Source organism: Alphaproteobacteria bacterium, assembly GCA_039980135.1.
Classification (GTDB): Bacteria; Pseudomonadota; Alphaproteobacteria; order UBA6615; family UBA6615; genus UBA8079.
Map to the genome: position 1 here is coordinate 16,647 of JBDXCV010000005.1, position 18,062 is coordinate 34,708.

Annotated in this window: 19 protein-coding genes; 11 read left to right on the forward strand and 8 right to left on the reverse strand. The window is 59.2% G+C overall.

The genetic code is table 11. From position 1 onward, the window contains the following. Window positions 1-4 precede the first annotated feature (4 nt). Both ABJ363_08115 and ABJ363_08120 read right to left on the reverse strand, forming a co-directional pair. Window positions 5-622, reverse strand: coding sequence for a glutathione S-transferase (locus tag ABJ363_08115; protein MEP4378947.1), 618 nt, complete (start codon window positions 620-622; stop codon window positions 5-7). Window positions 623-651: 29 nt separating this feature from the next. After that, window positions 652-1,116, reverse strand: coding sequence for an OsmC family protein (locus ABJ363_08120; protein ID MEP4378948.1), 465 nt, complete (start codon window positions 1,114-1,116; stop codon window positions 652-654). A gap of 153 nt (window positions 1,117-1,269) precedes the next feature. On the opposite strand from ABJ363_08120, the gene ABJ363_08125 reads away from it, so the two are divergent. After that, the gene (locus tag ABJ363_08125) at window positions 1,270-2,124 is read left to right on the forward strand and encodes a xanthine dehydrogenase family protein subunit M (protein ID MEP4378949.1); all 855 of its coding nucleotides are present in this window, start codon (window positions 1,270-1,272) and stop codon (window positions 2,122-2,124) included. Window positions 2,125-2,137: 13 nt separating this feature from the next. Further along, window positions 2,138-2,614, forward strand: coding sequence for a (2Fe-2S)-binding protein (locus ABJ363_08130; GenBank protein MEP4378950.1), 477 nt, complete (start codon window positions 2,138-2,140; stop codon window positions 2,612-2,614). Window positions 2,615-2,723: 109 nt separating this feature from the next. Here ABJ363_08130 and ABJ363_08135 read toward each other — a convergent pair whose 3' ends face one another. Together ABJ363_08135 and ABJ363_08140 are read right to left on the reverse strand one after the other, a co-directional pair. After that, on the reverse strand, window positions 2,724-4,076 hold the full coding sequence (locus ABJ363_08135) for a TRAP transporter large permease subunit (GenBank protein MEP4378951.1): 1,353 nt from the start codon (window positions 4,074-4,076) through the stop codon (window positions 2,724-2,726). Between the two features lie 71 nt (window positions 4,077-4,147). Next, on the reverse strand, window positions 4,148-4,684 hold the full coding sequence (locus ABJ363_08140) for a TRAP transporter small permease (GenBank protein MEP4378952.1): 537 nt from the start codon (window positions 4,682-4,684) through the stop codon (window positions 4,148-4,150). Window positions 4,685-5,112: 428 nt separating this feature from the next. On the opposite strand from ABJ363_08140, the gene ABJ363_08145 reads away from it, so the two are divergent. From ABJ363_08145 to ABJ363_08155, 3 genes are all read left to right on the forward strand, one after another. After that, window positions 5,113-6,198: a C4-dicarboxylate TRAP transporter substrate-binding protein gene (locus ABJ363_08145; protein ID MEP4378953.1), complete on the forward strand. Its 1,086-nt coding sequence runs from the start codon at window positions 5,113-5,115 to the stop codon at window positions 6,196-6,198. A 232-nt stretch (window positions 6,199-6,430) separates the two neighbouring features. Further along, window positions 6,431-7,507, forward strand: a complete 1,077-nt coding sequence (locus ABJ363_08150) for a C4-dicarboxylate TRAP transporter substrate-binding protein (GenBank protein ID MEP4378954.1) — start codon at window positions 6,431-6,433, stop codon at window positions 7,505-7,507. A 210-nt stretch (window positions 7,508-7,717) separates the two neighbouring features. Beyond that, a complete protein-coding gene (locus ABJ363_08155; protein ID MEP4378955.1) occupies window positions 7,718-8,803 on the forward strand; it encodes a C4-dicarboxylate TRAP transporter substrate-binding protein in 1,086 nt (361 codons plus the stop codon). Between the two features lie 83 nt (window positions 8,804-8,886). Here the strand turns inward: ABJ363_08155 and ABJ363_08160 are convergent, their stop codons facing one another. Then, entirely contained in the window at window positions 8,887-9,201 is a 315-nt protein-coding gene (locus ABJ363_08160; protein MEP4378956.1) for a muconolactone Delta-isomerase family protein, read from the reverse strand. 210 nt (window positions 9,202-9,411) lie between these two features. Here ABJ363_08160 and ABJ363_08165 point away from each other — a divergent pair, with 210 nt between their 5' ends. Next, entirely contained in the window at window positions 9,412-9,924 is a 513-nt protein-coding gene (locus tag ABJ363_08165; protein ID MEP4378957.1) for an OsmC family protein, read from the forward strand. A 116-nt stretch (window positions 9,925-10,040) separates the two neighbouring features. Here ABJ363_08165 and ABJ363_08170 read toward each other — a convergent pair whose 3' ends face one another. After that, the gene (locus ABJ363_08170; GenBank protein MEP4378958.1) at window positions 10,041-10,967 is read right to left on the reverse strand and encodes a LysR family transcriptional regulator; all 927 of its coding nucleotides are present in this window, start codon (window positions 10,965-10,967) and stop codon (window positions 10,041-10,043) included. A gap of 110 nt (window positions 10,968-11,077) precedes the next feature. Between ABJ363_08170 and ABJ363_08175 the strand changes: the two genes are divergently transcribed. From ABJ363_08175 to ABJ363_08195, 5 genes are all read left to right on the forward strand, one after another. Then, window positions 11,078-12,175 (forward strand): hypothetical protein, encoded by a 1,098-nt coding sequence (locus tag ABJ363_08175; GenBank protein ID MEP4378959.1) that lies wholly within the window; start codon window positions 11,078-11,080, stop codon window positions 12,173-12,175. A gap of 210 nt (window positions 12,176-12,385) precedes the next feature. Next, the gene (locus tag ABJ363_08180; GenBank protein ID MEP4378960.1) at window positions 12,386-13,354 is read left to right on the forward strand and encodes a thiamine pyrophosphate-dependent dehydrogenase E1 component subunit alpha; all 969 of its coding nucleotides are present in this window, start codon (window positions 12,386-12,388) and stop codon (window positions 13,352-13,354) included. Between the two features lie 15 nt (window positions 13,355-13,369). Beyond that, window positions 13,370-14,374: an alpha-ketoacid dehydrogenase subunit beta gene (locus ABJ363_08185; GenBank protein MEP4378961.1), complete on the forward strand. Its 1,005-nt coding sequence runs from the start codon at window positions 13,370-13,372 to the stop codon at window positions 14,372-14,374. 12 nt (window positions 14,375-14,386) lie between these two features. After that, on the forward strand, window positions 14,387-15,508 hold the full coding sequence (locus ABJ363_08190; GenBank protein MEP4378962.1) for an acetoin dehydrogenase dihydrolipoyllysine-residue acetyltransferase subunit: 1,122 nt from the start codon (window positions 14,387-14,389) through the stop codon (window positions 15,506-15,508). Window positions 15,509-15,511: 3 nt separating this feature from the next. Next, window positions 15,512-16,405 (forward strand): NAD(P)-dependent oxidoreductase, encoded by an 894-nt coding sequence (locus tag ABJ363_08195; GenBank protein ID MEP4378963.1) that lies wholly within the window; start codon window positions 15,512-15,514, stop codon window positions 16,403-16,405. Between the two features lie 18 nt (window positions 16,406-16,423). Here the strand turns inward: ABJ363_08195 and hisD are convergent, their stop codons facing one another. Both hisD and ABJ363_08205 read right to left on the reverse strand, forming a co-directional pair. After that, window positions 16,424-17,737 carry a histidinol dehydrogenase gene (hisD, locus tag ABJ363_08200; GenBank protein ID MEP4378964.1) on the reverse strand — a complete coding sequence of 438 codons (1,314 nt, stop codon included), beginning with the start codon at window positions 17,735-17,737 and terminating at the stop codon, window positions 16,424-16,426. Between the two features lie 102 nt (window positions 17,738-17,839). After that, window positions 17,840-18,062, reverse strand: a 223-nt coding sequence (locus tag ABJ363_08205) for a cyclase family protein (protein MEP4378965.1), incomplete at its 5' end; no start/stop codon positions are given.

The window sequence follows — 18,062 nt, forward strand, 5'->3', positions numbered from 1 at the left end:
GCGCCTACTGCAGCGAGTTCATGATGTGCTCCGCATAGCCGGGCCGTTCCTGTAGCCGCTCGTACCAGGCCCGAATATTGGGGCGCTCGGGACGGGCTATATCCAGTTCGTACCAGCGATAGATCACACCACCGACGGGAATGTCGCCCATTGTGAGTTTGTCGCCGGCGACAAACCGGCGATCGGCAAGCGCACTATCCAGCACGGCGCTGATCTCACCGGCGGCCTTGATCCCCTGATCGATCAGTGCCCTATTTTGCTGATCTGGCGGCGTACGGATCAACTGATGAAAAACCGGCCGCAGGGCGGGCCAGAACGTTGCGGTTTGCCAGTCCATCCAGCGATCCGCATCCGCACGCACATGCGGATCTTCCGGCCACAGCGTGCCACGGCCGTGCTTTTCGGCGAGGTAGCGCAGGCAGGCATTCGACTCCCAAAGGATGAACCCATCGTCGTCGATCGTGGGCACAACCCGGTTTGGATTCATCGAAAGATAGGCATCGGTGAACCCGAACTCACCCGCCATGTCCGGGCGCGAAAAATCCACGCCCATTTCCGCACAGCCCCAAAGCAACTTCTGCACATTGGAAGATGTGTGACGGCCCCAGATCGTAAGCGCCATGCCCAGCTCCCGCTTGCTGAAACTAGAATCTAGTCAACGATGTTCCACTTCTCGGTGACCTTCGTCCCGGCTGCCTGGAAAACCCGCGACACCGGGCAGAAGATCGGCAGCATCTCCTGCACTTCCTTCAACTGCTCTGCGCTCGCATCGGTCTTGGCAGTGATCGTCAGTGTGATCTCCGGAAACGGCACATCGATTTCCTCGGCGAGGACCACGCCGCGTCGATCGAAAATCACGTCCGCGTCGATGCTGATGAGCTCGAAGTTCAGTTTCTTGTGTTCCGCAATGCGGATGGTGACGTTGTTCGTGCAGCCGATAAGGGCCGCGATCATGGTTTCCGTCGGCGAGGCCGCGACATTGGTTCCGTTCCGCTCCAGCGGTTCATCGGTCGTCACCGAAACATCGCGCACCGTGATGTCGGTGCGCGCGTGCGACGTGGACACGCCGTGCATTGTGTAGATCGACGGCTTGACCGTGATTTTACCTTCAGCCATTGGGTACTCCTGAGTGAAATATAATATGTAGGGGTGCTAGATATGGAAGCATTCCCCGTTCGCATAGAGGTGCGCTATGTTGTTGTCTAGTCAATAGCTGCACCGCGCCGATAACGAAGCTCGGGCAAACAAGTTGGAAAAGGGAGACGCCCGTTGAAACCCGCACCATTCGCATATGTTCGTGCCGAGAATCTCGATCAGGTCTTCGATCTTCTCGATGAGCACGGTGACGATGCGCGCATCCTGGCAGGTGGCCAAAGTCTCATGGCCACGCTGAACATGCGTCTGTCGGCACCCGAGATTCTCATCGACATCAACCATATCGACGGCCTGTCGGATATCGCCCGCGATGGCACGACCTTGCGCATCGGTGCGCTGGCGCGCCACTCGCAGGTTCTCGAATCATCAGACGTCGCCAGGATGGCGCCGCTCATCGCGAAAGCCATGCCCCATGTGGCGCATCAGGCCATTCGCAACCGGGGAACCTTCTGCGGCTCGATCGCCTTCGCGGACCCGGCTGCCGAGATGCCGGCCGTCAGTCGGGCAATCGGTGCCAAGATGCTCCTCCAGAGCCGCAACGGTACGCGCAGTGTCGAGGCCAATGATTTCTTTCTCGGGCTGTTCGAAACCGCGATGCAGCCGGACGAAGTGCTCATCGGCGTCGAGGTTCCCGAAATCGCCGATGGCGAGCGGACGGCGTTCATGGAACTCGCCCGTCGAAGTGGCGACTACGCCATTGTCGGCATCGGCGTACAAGGACGCCTCGATGGCGGCAAGTTTTCCGATATGCGTCTGGTGTTTCTTGGCGCCGGTGACCGCCCCGTGCTGGCGAGCGCGGCCGGCGACGCGCTGAACGGAAATCCCCATAACGAGGAAACCGTCGCGGCGGCCCAGTCTGCCCTCGACGCCGACCTCGACCCGATGGCGGACCTCAATGGCCCACCGGAAATGAAAATGCACCTGGCGCGTGTGCTCACGAAGCGCGCGCTGACCGCGTTCGCGGCATAGGGGAACGAAGCAGATGGATCAGAATGTCGACATCACACTCAAGGTGAATGGACAATCCGTGTCCCGGCGTATCCCGGCGCGCACCAACCTGGTGGACTTCGTCCGCTACGAACTCGAGCTCACGGGCAGCCATGTGGGCTGCGAGCACGGTGTGTGCGGCGCCTGCACCATTCGCGTGGACGGCCAGATCGTGCGCGGTTGCCTGATGCTGGCCGCCCAGGCCGACGGCGCCGAGGTCGAAACGATTGAAGGGTTGTCCGAAGATGGTTCCATCTCGGATCTGCAGCAGGCTTTCCACGAGCGCAACGCAGTACAGTGCGGCTTCTGCACACCGGGTATGTTGCTGACGGCCGAAGAGCTTCTGCAGAAAAACCCGTCACCTTCGCGCGAAGATATCCGCGAATTCATCTCGGGCAATTACTGCCGCTGCACCGGCTATCAGGCGATCGTCGACGCGATTGAGCGTGTGGCCAACGAACGGAGCGCCTAGCGCGAACTGCTCAGGCCGTCGTGGTCACGTCCTCGGTCATACATCTTCAGCAAAGAAAACGGCGGCGCCCCGAAAGGAACGCCGCCGTAATTCTGCATCCAGGGTCAGGCTAGTTTGCTCTGAAACTGATCCCGATCTGATGATTGAAGTTGATGTCGGTACTCCAGCTGATCGGCTCTGTCGCCAATTCCGGGAAGATCCAGACACAGGCCAGAACGAAGAGCATCAATATCCAGTACGGAATTGAACCCGCAAAGATCTCTGATAACTGGACCGTATTGTCGGGCACGGCGCCCTTCACCGCATAGACCAGCAACCCGACAGGCGGGGTCAGAAGTCCGGCTTCAATGGCCAGAATTCCCATGATGGCGAACGCATATTCGTTGTATCCGAAGTTCTGCGCGATCGGCCAGAAAATGGGCACGGTCAGCAAGATAATCGAACCCGAGTCCAGCAGCGTGCCGAGAATCAGCCAGATCACGATCATGATGAAGACGGCGACGTTGGGATCAATGCCCGCGCCGCCGACCGTGTCCGTGATCAGGTTGACGATGCCACCGGTTGTCAGCAACCGGGCGTACATCTGCGCCGTCAGCAGCAGGAACAGGATCGGCGCGATGACCTTACCGGAGTCGATAATTGCCTCGCGAATGCCATCCCATTTGACACCCTTGATCAGTGCCAGAACCAAGCCAAACAAGGCGCCCAGCGCCGCCGCCTCGGACGGCGTGGCGAAACCTGCCCAGATGCTGCCGAGCACCGCAAAGATAAGGAAGATGACACCACCGCCACTGATCATTTCCTGGCCGGTAAGCTTCTCATTCGAGAGATCGACGTTCGGGGCCACCTCAGGCTTCAGGATCGCCGTGCCCGAGCTGTAGAATGCCATCAACAGCGCCAGGAAGATGCCCGGCAGGATGCCCGCAAGGAACAGGAAGCCGATCGAGATCTCGGTCACAATGCCCCAGATGATCAGCAGCACGCTCGGCGGGATCAACATGCCAAGGCACGCACTACCCGCGACCGAACCCAGCGCGTATTTGCGGCTGTAGCCGGCGGTGATCATTTCCGGATAGGCCAGCCGAGAGAATGCGGCCGCGGAAGCGAGGCTTGTCCCGGTCACGGCGGCGAAAATCGCGTTGCCGGCCACAGTCGCCACGGCGAGCCGGCCCGGAATACGCTTCAACCCGAAGTTCATCACCCGGTACAGATCGCCTGCCGAACCTGATCGGCTGACGAACTCGCCCATCAAGACGAATAGCGGAATAACCGCGAAGACAAAGTTCCGCAGCGCAAAGAAGGATGTACTGCCGACCTGCCCCGCCGCCAGTTCGTACGTCCCGAACATGAGCCAGGTCCCGACAAGTGCGGTAACACCCAAAGAAATTCCGATGTGGACACCGATCACCACGGCGATGATCAGCACGATCAGCATCAATATGACAGCTGTTGTCGGATCCATTTTAACGTCCCCTTGTCCCGTTTCGTCAGACGCCCGGTTTCATCCGGGCGGACGGGTTGTTGTTCTGAAGTTTAGATTTGCGAGCCAGAAACGCCTTCTGACAAACCTTCTTCCTCATCGGTGATCGGCTCCGAACCGAACACGAAGTGCCAGAGCAAAAGGGCATAGACGAGCATCGACACAACCGCGAAAACGATAATCAGCGAACGCACGGGATAGATCGGCACACGAATGGAGCCTTCTCCCTCACGCTCATCAACCTCCCAGCCGATGATCATGTCTTCCCAGCCACCGACGGCAACCGACCAGAAGAACCAGATACCGAGAAGCGCCACGAAGATATCGATAGCCCGACGTCCCAGGTCATTCAGGTTCTGATACACGACGGTCGTGCGCAGATGCGCGCCACGATAAATCGTGTAGGGCAACTGCAGGAAAAGGATTGAGACCATCGAGTTCGCCACGATCTCGATGGTGCCATCAAACGGGGCGTTGAAGAATGTGCGCCCCGTAATATCCCAGAGGATAAGAAATGCGAGCGCCATCGCCCAGAATGCTGCAACGGTACTGCAAACACGCGTCACAGTGTTTACGACGTTATCGACCATGAACTGACTCCCTGTCCGCCGGTGATCTCAAGCGGTATTTTTGTCCGACTCGCAAGCCCTCCCAAGCGAGTAGTAATTGAAGGTACCAGACTGAAACCCGATGTAAACTCACCGTTCGCGCCGGAACGCCTTTTTTTTTGCCCTGCCGATGCGCGATTTCATCAAACAAGCGTGATGGTTCGGCCACATTCGAACTACAGCGTTGCATGACACGCCATGCGCAACCTGCGCCGGCGTCCATTGTAGTTCCGTCGGGAGGGCGGTACGGGTGCCATTCGGCGGCGCAACGAAAGCGCGATAACCGCTAGCATTTGTTACCGATTCCTGCTTTGTTGCGCTCCGACTTATGCGAGCTTCAGCACATTCTGTTACCGCTGATTTTCGCAGACGTTGTGCACAACCAATAAACGTATAAAGGGAGACGTTCAGTGAAAGCACGTAAGCATATTACGACTGTTGCTGCTGCTGGTGTTTTGGCCGTTGCGGCAGCCGCGACCACCACATCTGCTGTAGCCGACAGTTTCACGCTGCGCATCGCTGCGGGCCATCCGTCCGCACCGCTCGCCAGTGTGAACCAGCTCAACAAGACCTTCGTTCCGAACGTGACCAAGCGCGTCGCGGCAGAGACCGACCATAAGGTCCGGTTCATCGAGGGTTACGGCGGCACCATCGCCAACCTCTTCGAGGTTCTGGAATCCACGCAGAAGGGTCTCGTCGACATCGGCGCCATGTGCTCATGTTTCGAGCCGACCAAGCTGTTCGTCCACAACCTGAACTACTTCAACCCGTTCATTTCGGGCGATCCGAAGATCATGGGTCCGACCACGCGTCAGATCCACAAGGAGTTCGACTACTTCTACAAGGTCTTCTCGGACAACTATAACCAGACCTATATCGCCAACGGTGCGTTCGACGATTACGGCCTGGGCACGAAGTTCCCGTGGACCAAGATGGAAGAGCTCAAGGGCGTGAAGATCGGTGCTGCCGGTCCGAACCTTCCCTGGCTCGACTTTGCCGGTGCGGCAAAGGTCCAGACCAACCTGAACGAGGTCTACAACGCACTGCAGTCCGGTGTGTTCAACGGTGTGGTTATTTTCCCGGCGCCGTATTTCGGCTTCAAGTTCGGCGAAGTCGCGAAATACTACACGACCATGGGCTGGGGTTCGGTTGTCGCCTACCCGGTGACCGTCAACAACGACACGTGGGCGAAGCTGCCTGACTCCGTGAAGAAGATCATCACGGAAGAAACCGCTGTCTACAACGTGGCCGTTGAAGACGAAGGTGTCCGCAAGTTCTCCTCGGCTCTTGAGAACCTCAAGAAGCAGGGCGTCACGGTTCGTGACCTCGGCGACGAAGAGCGCGGCAAGATGGCCCGTGCGATCGAACCGTGGGTTCAGGAGAAGGCCGCCGAGTATGAGGCTCAGGGCGTTCCGGGCAAGGCCACCTTCCGTCGTCTGATGGAACTGGCTGTCGAGAACGGCGCCAAGCCTGTCTACAAGTACGCGATCAACTAAAATCGACCTTCATCGAATTGGGAAAGGGCGGCCCTCGGGTCGCCCTTTTTCGTTGCCGGGCAACATGAGGCTTGTCCAATTCGCGTAGCTGCCAAACAATTTCCGCAAACCTGGCGCTTTCATCGGCCCATACAATCGCAGTCGACCACAAGCACGCGGCCTTGCACCTGTCCGCGTGCTTGTGGTCGACTGTTCTCACGATCCAAAACAAAACAAATCTAAGGAGAGAAACTTGAAACATCCCACCAAATTTCTCGCAGCTGGCGCATTTGCCGCCGCCTTCGCATTCACTCAGAATGCCGCGGTAGCCGACAGCTTTACGCTGCGGATCGCAGCGGGCCATCCGGCCGCACCGCTCGCACAGGTCAACCAGCTTCAGAAAACCTTCGTTCCGAATGTGACCAAGCGCGTCGCGGCGGAGACCGACCATAAGGTTCGGTTCATCGAGGGTTACGGCGGCACGATCGCCAACCTCTTCGAGGTTCTCGAATCCACGCAAAAAGGTCTCGTCGATATCGGCGCCATTTGCTCCTGCTTCGAGCCAACCAAGCTGTTTCACTACAACATTTCCTATTTCGTGCCGTTCATGTCGGGTGATCCGCATGTGATCGGCCCGGCCGGACGCAAGCTCTGGACCGAATTCGACTACTTCGCCAAGGAGGTCGAGAAAAATTACAATCAGGTCTACCTCGGTTCCGGCGCGACGGACGATTACGGCATCGGCACCACGTTCCCCTGGACGAAGGCCGAAGAGCTCAAAGGCGTAAAAGTGGGTGCGGCCGGCCCGAACCTGCCCTGGCTCGACTATGCCGGCGCGGCCAAGGTCCAAACCAACCTGAACGAGGTCTACAACGCACTGCAGTCGGGCGTGTATGACGGCGTGGTGATTTTCCCGGCACCGTATTTCGGCTTCAAGTTCGGCGAAGTCGCAAAATATTACACCACCATGGGCTGGGGTTCGGTCATCAACTACCCGGTCAATGTGAACAAGGATACGTGGGCCAAGCTTCCTGACTCCGTGAAGAAGATCATCACCGAGGAAGCCGCCGTTTATGAAAAGGCGGTCGACGAGGAAAGCGCGACGAAGTTCACTTCGGCGCTCGAAGCACTCAAGAAACAGGGCGTGACCGTACGTGATCTCGGCGACGTGGAACGGGGCAAGATGGCCCGCACCATCGAGCCCTGGGTCAACGAGAAGGCTGCAGAGTATGAGGCGCAGGGCGTTCCAGGCAAGGCTACGTTCCGCCGCTACATCGCTTTGGTCAAGGCCGAAGGCGGCAAGCCTGTCTACGATTACACCATCAAGTAAATCACTCACATGATGGGAAACGGGCGGCCCTCGGGTCGCCCTTTTTCTTTGCGGGCTTGTCCTCTACGAAACCAGACCTTCTCGCGTGCCCCTTCCCTTCAAGCCCAATCCGACCCACACTGTCGGGATTGTGTATGAGCATTTTCCACTCGCGTTCCAGTATTTGCCCGACCGGGCTTCGACAATGGAAACGACCAGGGGGAATTCCCAATGCAATCATCAAATCAGATAGTCCGTACGGCCCTATTCGCGGGCTCCGTCGCGATCGGGATGGCGGCCTTGCAGCCGTCAGGTAGCGCCGACACATTCACGATGCGCATCGCTGCCGGCCATCCGGCAGCGCCACTTTCACAGGTCAACCAGCTGCAGAAAACCTTCGTTCCGAATGTCACCAAGCGTGTCGCAGCCGAGACCGAGCACAAGATCAAGTTCATCGAAGGATATGGTGGCACCATCGCCAACCTCTTCGAAGTGCTGGAATCGACCCAGAAGGGTCTGGTCGATTTCGGATCGATCTGTTCGTGTTTCGAGCCAACGAAGCTCTTCGTGCACAACATCAACTACTTCACCCCGTTCATTTCCGGCGATCCCAAGATCATGGGGCCGGCGACCCGCCAGTTGCATGACGAGTACGACTATTTCGCGAAGAACTTCGATCGGTACAACCAGACCTTTCTTGGCGGTGGCGCCGTCGATGATTACGGGCTGGGTACCACCTTCGCATGGTCGAAGATGTCGGACCTCAAGGGCGTCAAGGTTGGCGCCGCGGGGCCCAACCTGCCATGGCTCGATTACGCCGGCGCGGCGAAGGTCCAGACCAATCTCAACGAGGTCTATAACGCGCTGCAGTCCGGCGTTTATGACGGCATCGTCATCTTCCCCGCCCCCTATTTCGGGTTCAAGTTTGGCGAGGTCGCGAAATTCTACACGACCATGGGCTGGGGTTCCGTGACGGCCTATCCCCTGTCGGTGAACAAGGACAGCTGGGCCAAACTTCCTGCGAACGTGCAGAAGATCATTCAGGAAGAAATGCCGGTCTATGAAGCCGCCATAGAGCAGGAAAGCACGATCAAATATGTGACGGCACTCGAGAACCTCAGGAAACAGGGCGTGACGGTGCGTGATCTCGACCCGGCCGTGCGGCGCGAAATGGCGCAAGCCATCGAACCCTGGGTCAACCAGAAGGCGCAGGAGTATGAGGACGCCGGCGTCCCCGGCAAGGCCACGTTCCGTCGCCTGATCGAACTGGCCATCGCGAAGGGCGCCAAGCCGGTCCACAAATACTCGATCAACTAGAAATCGGTTCCTTCGTCAAAGGAAAGGGCGGCCGGAAGGCCGCCCTTTTTCTTTGTTCCAGTCCACCTTTCGCTACCCTGCAATCAGACTGGAGGTAATTCGATACCCGCGTCCTTTGCTATCAGCGAGACCGGATGCTCGACGACCGGCGTGACCTCCACATCGAAGAAGAAGCGGTGAAGCGGTAGCGACAGGAAGGCCGCATGCAAATCGTCATGATCCTTCGCCTGCCAGAGCGAGATCGTTGCCTGGGTGGCCGTAGCACGCCAGGCACGAACGATGTAGCCATCGGCGATCAGTTCCTTGGCACGAGCCGCTTCCTTGGCGCGCTCCTGTGTTTCGGTGTCGGTGTCCCAGTGCTCGGGAATGCGAACCCAGTATTTGAGAATGTAAAGCATCGACGAAACTCCCCATTTTTTCATACATGCGAGAACTTAGTCCTCGCAGATCTTGAGCGCACCGCCTCGTCCGCCAGACACTCATGCAAGCGCCGCACGAATCTCATTCATGCAATTACGACATCAGTAAACTGGTGCGCTTGCCGTTTCGCCGAACGTCTGCATCACCGAGAGTGCCGCTATCGGAAACAATCAACAGCGGAGGCCCACATGGCCGAGAATCAGCAAACCTCGTTCGACGTCGTGTGCGAGATGGAAGCCAAGTCGGTGGGAAAAATGCGTACCGAAGTCGACGCGCGCATGGTGGTCGGCCCCTTGGATTCGCCGATGTATGAGCACCGCTTCGAAATGGCATCCGACGAAGGTTCTTTTCATGGCGGCGCCGATTCCGCACCCCCGCCCCTGGCCTTCTTCTGCACCGGCCTCGTGACCTGCCTGATGACGCAGGTTCGTGCTTTTGCCAAGCGCCTGCGCGTTCCCGTGGGAGATGTGAGGGTCACAGCCGACATCAAGTGGGAAGGCCGGCAAACGGGCCGCGCGCCCTACACCGCGCATCCGATACATTTCCGGCTCGATATCGACCTCGACACGGATGCACCACTCGATGACCAACGAAGGGTCCTAAACGCTGCGGAGTTGGGCTGTTTCGTGGAAGCCACGCTCGCCAACCCGGTTCCGGTCGAGCATCGCCTGCGAGACGGTGACGGGTGGATTGACGCATAAGAGCGATAAAATGTGGTCGACACCGGCGTTGAATCCAGCCCAAACCGTGGCCCCTGAATGCAAACAATCAGACGGCGACAGCGGCGCTCCTGCCAGCCTCCACACCGCGCGCCGACTTAGATTTCGCCGCTCGCCTCGCCGCGTGGCGGCGACTGGAACTTTTCCTTCAGAAAATCGACGAAGACCCGAACCTTGAGCGGCATATAGTCCCGCGTCGGGTACATCAGCCAAACCGCGTTATCAAAACGCGAGGCTGTGACCTCGTAATCCGGGAAGAGATCGACCAGATCACCGTCATGTAGCGCGTACCCGACAATCCATCGCGCCTGGAGCACGATCCCCATGCCGTCGATCGCCAGATCCTTGAGGGTGATCGCATTCGAGGTCGTGCAGTTGCCTCGTACAGGAATTTCGATGGTTTCGGCATCGGGCTTGCGGAAACGCCAACGGTGGCTGAAACCAGGCAACGAAAGCGGCATGCAATTATGTTCGCTCAGATCGTAGGGGTGTTTGGGGCAACCGCGACGCTCGATATAGGTCGGGCTGGCGCACACAACAGCCACGAGAGACGCGATTTTGGTCGCGATATAGCTCGACTCGTCGAGCGGTCCAATTCGAAAGGCGGCGTCCACGCGTTCACTCAAAAGGTCGACCGCCTCGTCGGTTAGCACCAGATCGAACGAGACATCAGGATAGAGTTCGGAAAACGCGGGCAATAAGGGAACAATATTCGCCTGAGCGAAACTGACCGGGGCTGTGATCCGCAAGATTCCCCGAGGCTGCCGAGATACATTCGTCGCCAACGTCTGGGCGTGGCCAATTTCTTCAATGATCGGCTCAATATTCTGGAAGTAGATGCTACCGGCCTCGGTCGGCGATAACCGACGGGTCGTGCGCTGAAACAGGCGTGTCCCCAACTCGGATTCCAATGAAGCAATGGTGCGCGAAATTGACGACGGATCAATCTGCCGGTCGCGCGCGACGGCTGCGAAACTGCCGCGGCGCATGACTTCAACGAATATCTGGAGGGAATCGACGTCCATTCATGTCTCTCACGCAATAAACTAGTGCAATTCTACTCTTTTTCTGTTCGTTGCACACGGGTTTCATGGACGTAGCAATTCAAAGAACAAGCAAACTCCGGAGGAAAACCATGAAACAAAGTGATCGTATTTCAAGCTGCGTGCGCGCGACGGTCGCCGCCACCTTGGGGTTGGCCGTAGTTGCCATATCCCAGCCGGCCGAGGCACAGGAGACAATTGATCTCACATTCCTGTCCGGCTATCCGCCCCCCGCAACCATGGTGAAGGCCGTCCTTGAGGGGTTCGTGCCTGCGGTCGACGCGGCGCTCGCGAAGACGGGTAACTACAAGATCAATTGGAATCTTGCCCATTCAGGGCAGATCGCGCGTCCGCGTGGCGAATTGGAGGCCACCGAGGCCGGCCTCGGTGACATCACAATCATCCAATTACCGTTCCACACTGACCGCCTGCCGCTGCACGAGTTGCCGTTCAAGACGCCCTTCACATCTCGCGATCTGCGCCTGATGAGCGACATATTCATGGAGATGGAAGCTGATATTCCGGCGTTCAAGAAACTGTGGGACGGCGTCGGGCAGACCAACCTTTACCTCACAGGGACGGTTGACAACTACCACATCATTTCGAGCAAGAAGGCGACCAGGATATCCGACCTCAAGGGACGCAAAGTCGGAGCCGCCGGTCCAAACTTGCCATGGGCCACGGCCATCGGCGCGGCGGGTGTTCAGACCAACCTGGCCGATGCCTACAACAGCCTGAGCACGGGTATTTACGACAATATGATTGTCTGGGCCGAAGCGATGGGCACATTCAAACTTTGCGAACCTGCTCCCTTTGTTCTGGATCCGGCCTTCGGCGCCATTCTTGCGCAGGCGCTGACGGTCAACACCGATCGTCTCAACGATCTCCCTTCGGAAGTCCAGGCCGTGCTGCGCAACAACGCAAGGGGCTGGCACAAAATGAACGCCGACTTGGTCGAGAACGGCGCCGAAAAGGGTTTCGCCTCATGCAAAGCCAACTTCGGAACCGAAGTTGAGGTGCTCTCGGAGGATGAGCGCAAGCAGTGGGCTGCCGCGTTGCCGCCAATGGCAAAGGAGTGGGCTACACGCGCCAATGCGCAGGGCTTGCCCGGGACACAGATTCTGAAGCGCTACATGGATGCCATGCGGGCCAACAATCAGCCGCTGCTCCGACATTGGGATCGCGACTAAGCGTCCAAGTTCGTCTCATGAACACGTGTAGAGCGTGCAGCCACTCCCAAGCTCCCACTAAAGCGGTCACAGGGTGACCGCTTCTTTTCTCATGACCTTGGGGATTCATGTGGTTCACACACCAATCTCTTGCGATCCCGGTTGTTTCGATCAACCAATCGACATCGCTAAAGTCCGTTTAACAATCGAGAACCATTCGGGAGGATCAAGATGCAACTAAGTCGAGACGACCTGCTGTCGGCCTACAGCACAATGGTGACCATCCGAGAATTCGAAGAGCGTGTCGCCGCGGAATTCGAGACCGGCGATATGCCGGGCTTCGTTCACCTGTACGCCGGCGAGGAAGCTATTGCCGTCGGCGCTTGCCTCGACCTGGACGACACCGATGTCATTGGCAGCACCCATCGCGGCCATGGTCATTGCATTGCAAAAGGTTGCGACATCACGGGCATGATGCTCGAGTTGTTCGGTCGGAAAGACGGGTTGTGCGGCGGCAAGGGCGGCTCGATGCACATCGCCGATCTGGACAAGGGCATGCTGGGTGCCAACGGCATCGTCGGCGCTGGCGCGCCGCTGATTATCGGCGCAGGCCTGACCGCCAAGACACTCAAGAACGGCGGCGTGGCAATTGGTTTCGTGGGCGACGGCGCCACAAACCAGGGTGCCGTGTTCGAATCCATGAACCTTGCCGTCGTCCTCGATCTGCCAGTCGTATTCGTATTCGAGAACAACTACATCGGCGAGGGCACGGGTGTTGAATACTCGGTCGGCTCGGGCGACATCGCCGGACGTGCATCGGGATTCGGTATGCCCGTGGAAAAGGTCGATGGACGTGACTTCTTTGCTGTCCACGAGGCGATGCGTGCCTGTATCGAACGCGCACGCAAGGGTGACGGTCCATCGGGAATCGAAGCTCTTTCGCCACGTTACTACGGACACTTCGAGGGTGATCCGCAGGCCTATCGCGGCAAAGGCGAAGTCGAGAAATACCGCACCGAAGACGACTGCTTGAAAATCTTCCAGCAACGCGTTGTCGAGGCCGGCCTTCTCGAAGAAAACGACATGGACGCGCTTCGCGAGAATGCGCGCAGCATAGTCGACGACGCGGTGAAGGCTGCGCGCGCGGCACCGCCCCCGGGCGCATCCGATCTTATGACCGATATCTACGTCAGCTATTAAGCGGGGGAACGAGCAATGGCTATGAAAACGATCCGCGAGGCGCTTAACGAGGCGCTGCGTCAGGAAATGGAACGCGATCCGACGGTCGTGGTGATGGGCGAAGATGTCGCCGGCGGCGCAGGCCTAGATGGAGAGGAAGACGCATTCGGTGGCGTCATGGGGGTCACCAAGGGTCTCTACGGGCAGTTCAGTGCGTCGCGGGTGATCGACACCCCCATCAGCGAGACAGCCATCATGGGTATGGCCGCCGGGTCTGCGGCGACGGGCCTGCGCCCTGTTGCCGAACTGATGTTCTGCGACTTCATGGGGGTCTGCTTCGACCAGATACTCAATCAAGCCGCCAAGTTCCGCTACATGTTCGGCGGCAAAGCGACGACCCCGATGGTGGTGCGGACCACCTATGGCGGCGGGTTGGGCGCAGCCGCGCAACACTCCCAGTGCCTCTACGGCATGTTTACGGCCGTGCCCGGCATCAAATGTGTGGTTCCGTCGAACGCCTATGACGCCAAAGGTTTGCTAATTCAAGCCATCCGCGACGACGATCCGGTCATCTTTTTCGAGCATAAGATGATGTACGATATTGAAGCCGAAGTACCCGACGAGACCTATGCAATCCCTTTCGGCGAGGCGAACATCTTGCGCGAGGGTTCCGACGTGACCATTGTCGCACTTGGTAAGATGGTGCTCGAAGCCCAAGCCGCAGCCGAGACGTTGGCCAAAGACGGGATCGAGGCCGAGGTGATCGATCTACGTACCACCTCGCCGATCGACGAAGAAACCATCCTCGAAAGCGTCGAGGAAACCGGCCGGCTCGTCGTCGTGGATGAAGCCAACCCGCGTTGCAGCATTGCCACCGACGTGGCCGGGCTGGTTGCGGGCGAAGCATTCGAGATGCTCAAGGCCCCTGTTCGCCAGGTCACCGCGCCCCACGCCCCGGTCCCTTTTGCACCGGAGCTGGAAAAACTCTACCTCCCGAATGCCGACAAGATCGTGGCGGCTGCGAAAGCGATCGCTGGTTAGGATCACGTGTCTATGGACGACCGAATACAGAAGCTGACCATGCCCAAATGGGGGCTGCAGATGCAGGCGGGCACCATCGTCGAATGGCTCGCTCCTGAGGGCAGCGAGATCAGCCATGGCGAGGAAATAGTCGAGATCGAAACCGAGAAGGTGAACAACGCCTATGAGGCACCCGTCTCAGGTCTGCTTCGCCGCCATGTCGCTGCGGTCGACCAGACGGTTCCCGTCGGCGGCCTGATCGGCGTCATCGCCCCAGCCGAAATCAATGATTCAGAAATCGACATCTTCGTGGCCAGCTTCGAAGCCGCGTTCATACCCGAGGACGCAACGGAAGACAGTCCTGCGCCCCAGACGATCGAAATCGATGGTCGCACTATCAACTATCTCGACACCGGGACCGGCGACGGTCTGCCCCTGCTTCTTGTGCATGGCATCTGCGCAGATCTCGAAAGCTGGATGTTCAACCAGCCGGCCATTGCCGACGGCCGTCGGGTGATCGCGCTGGACCTCCCGGGTCACGGCGCAAGCGACAAGAATGTCGGCGACGGCGGTATCAGTTTCTTTGCAGAAGTCGTCGCGTCGTTTCTGAGCGCGCTCGAAATCTCGCGCACGCACTTGGTCGGTCATTCGCTGGGTGGCGCGGTCTCGATCGCGTTCGCGCTCGACCGACCGGACCGGGTGGCCTCGCTCGGCCTCATCGCGCCGGCAGGGCTCGCGCCCGCCATCAACGGCGGTTTCCTCTCCGAACTCGTCGCTGCGGAAAAACGCCGTGGCGCACGGCTGGCACTTTCCCAGTTGGTTCATGATGCAGATCTTGTCAGCCGCGACATGATCGAACGGTTCCTGCGCTACAAACGCACGGACGGGGTACCCGAGGCGCTTTCCGTGATCATGGCAGGCACCTTCGACGACGACCGCCAGATCAGCGTGTTCGCCGATCGCCTGAGCAAAATCATTGCACCCATCCTCTGTATCTGGGGTGACCAGGATCAGGTTATTCCGCCGTCTCATGCCGACAATCTCCCAACCGGCGCCACCGTACACCGCCTCGCGAATACCGGGCACCTTCCCCACATGGAGAATGCAGCACAAGTCAGCGCACTGCTGGCGACTTTTGCAACGGAAAACGAGTAATTCATGACAATAGGAATTTGCGGTACCGGCAAGATGGGCGCGGCGATGGCCGAACGCCTTATGGACGAAGGCAAAGACATCGCCGTCTGGAACAGAACGCCCGACCGCGCCGATCCCCTGGTCGAATCCGGTGCAACCCGCTGCGGCACACCCAAAGAGCTCGCCGCGGCGTGCGATACGGTCATCGTCATGTTGATCGACGACGAGGCTGTCGAACGCGCCTATCGCAACGAGGACGGGCTGCTCGCGAGCGGCCTCGAAGGCAAGCTTGTCATCGAGATGAGCACGGTCCTGCCGAAAACGATAACCAGCCTCGCCGCCGTCGTGCATGAGGTCGGCGGAGCCTTTATCGAATGCCCAGTCGGTGGCACCGTGCCGCCCGCACGCAACGGTCAGTTGCTCGGCATGGCCGGCGGCGCGGACGAAGATGTGGCACGCGCACGGCCCTTACTCGAGAAACTCTGCCGCCGGCTCGACCATGTCGGGCCGGTCGGTGCGGGTGCAGCGATGAAACTCGCGATCAACCTGCCTCTGTCTGTCTACTGGCTGGCGCTGGGCGAAGCGCTGGCGATCACTGAAGACGCCGGCGTGGATTCCGAACTCGCGCTCGACATCCTGTGTGATTCATCGGGCGCGTCGAAGGTGGCCGGTTTGTTCCAGCCGGGGATTTTGCAGTCGCTCGGCGGCGATGTCCCCGAGGGTGCCGTATTCGAAGTCTCTGGCGCGGCGAAGGACATTCACTTGATGACAACATTGGCGCGGGAGAAGGGCTTCGCCCTGCCCGTCATCACGGAGGCCGAAAAACTCTACGATGCCGCGATCAACGACGGATGGGCCGACCGCAACTTTCCGCTCCTGGCAGCGTGGTATGCAAAACGGATCGGCGCAAGGGGCTAAAAACTCCGTCGGACACCCCTATTCTCCGGCGTCGGTCGCCCCGATGCCGATGTTTCGACCGGCGTAGCGGCGCAGGCGCAGATCGGCCTGTTCCTTGTGCCCCCAGAACCGCTCGACCTCGCATAACCGCGAGCAATAGTCCCCGACCAGCGCGCTCGCCTCCTCGGTGACCTGCTGATAAGTGCAGGTCTTCATGAATTTGCCGACCCACAGGCCGCCGGTGTAACGCGCCGCACCCTTTGTCGGCAGCGTGTGGTTGGTGCCGATCACCTTGTCACCATAGGCCACGTTGGTTTCGGGCCCGATGAACAGCGCGCCGAAATTGGTCATGTTGTCGAGAAACCAGCGCGGGTCCTCGGTCAGTATCTCGACATGCTCATAGGCGAGACGATCGGCTTCGCTGCGCATCTCCTCGCGGTCGCCACACAGGATGATCTGTCCGTAATCGCGCCACGCCACGGACGCGACATCCGCCGTCGGCAGTATCTTCAACTGACGCTCGATTTCGGTCGGAATAGCCTCGGCCAGCTTGCGCGACGTCGTGATCACGGCCGCCGGCGAGTTCGGGCCGTGTTCGGCCTGACCGAGCAGGTCGACGACCACCATCTCGACATCGGCGGTGTCGTCGGCAATCACCAGGACCTCCGTCGGACCCGCGAAAAGGTCAATCCCGACCTTGCCGTAGAGCTGGCGCTTCGCCTCGGCCACATAGGCATTGCCCGGGCCGACGAGCATGTCACACGGCGCGATTGTCTCGGTGCCGATCCCCATCGCCGCAACGGCCTGGACGCCGCCGAGACAGTATATTTCATCCGCGCCGGCGAAATGCATCGCCGCGATCGTCGCCGCGTGGGGGCCGCCCTCGTTCGGTGGGGTGCAGGCGATTACGCGCGGCACACCGGCGACCTTCGCCGTCACGATCGACATATGCGCCGACGCGACCATCGGGTAGCGCCCGCCGGGTACGTAACAGCCGACACTGTTTACGGGGATGTTCTTGTGGCCCAACGTCACCCCGGGGAGCGTCTCCACCTCGACATCCTTCAGCGCGTCGCGCTGGATTTGTGCAAAGTTGCGCACCTGGGTCTGGGCGAATTTGATGTCCTCGATCGTCTGCTCGGTCAGCGAATCCACAAGCGCCTTTACCTGCTCATCGGACAGGCGGAAGCTGTCGGGCGTCCATTTGTCGAACTGTTCGGAAAGCTCGCGCACGGCCGCGTCGCCTCGAGTTTTCACATCGCCGAGAATACCCTCGACGATCCCGCGAACCTTGCTGTCGGCTTCGTCGGTCGCGTCGGCGTCCATGCCCTGCTTCAGGAACTCGATAGCCATGTCACTCTTCCCTATCTGACTGTATTTGCGCTGTCATAAAACAGAGCGGGCGGCACCGACAACCCCGCGGTACCGCCCGACCCAGAATACAAACCGCAAAGGCTACTTGATGGCCTGCGGATTGATCGGTGAGCCGACACCCCTTGTGATCGGCAGCGGCGGGGCGACGAACATGAACTCGTAAACCTTGTCCGCATCACAATCGTTCGCGAGGTCCTTGAGGTAGAAAATCTCGCCCATGGTGATGCCGATCTGCGGGATCACGATCCAGTGCCAGGGCTGGAACACGTCATCCGTCTCGTTCGGGATGACTTCGCAGCCCCAG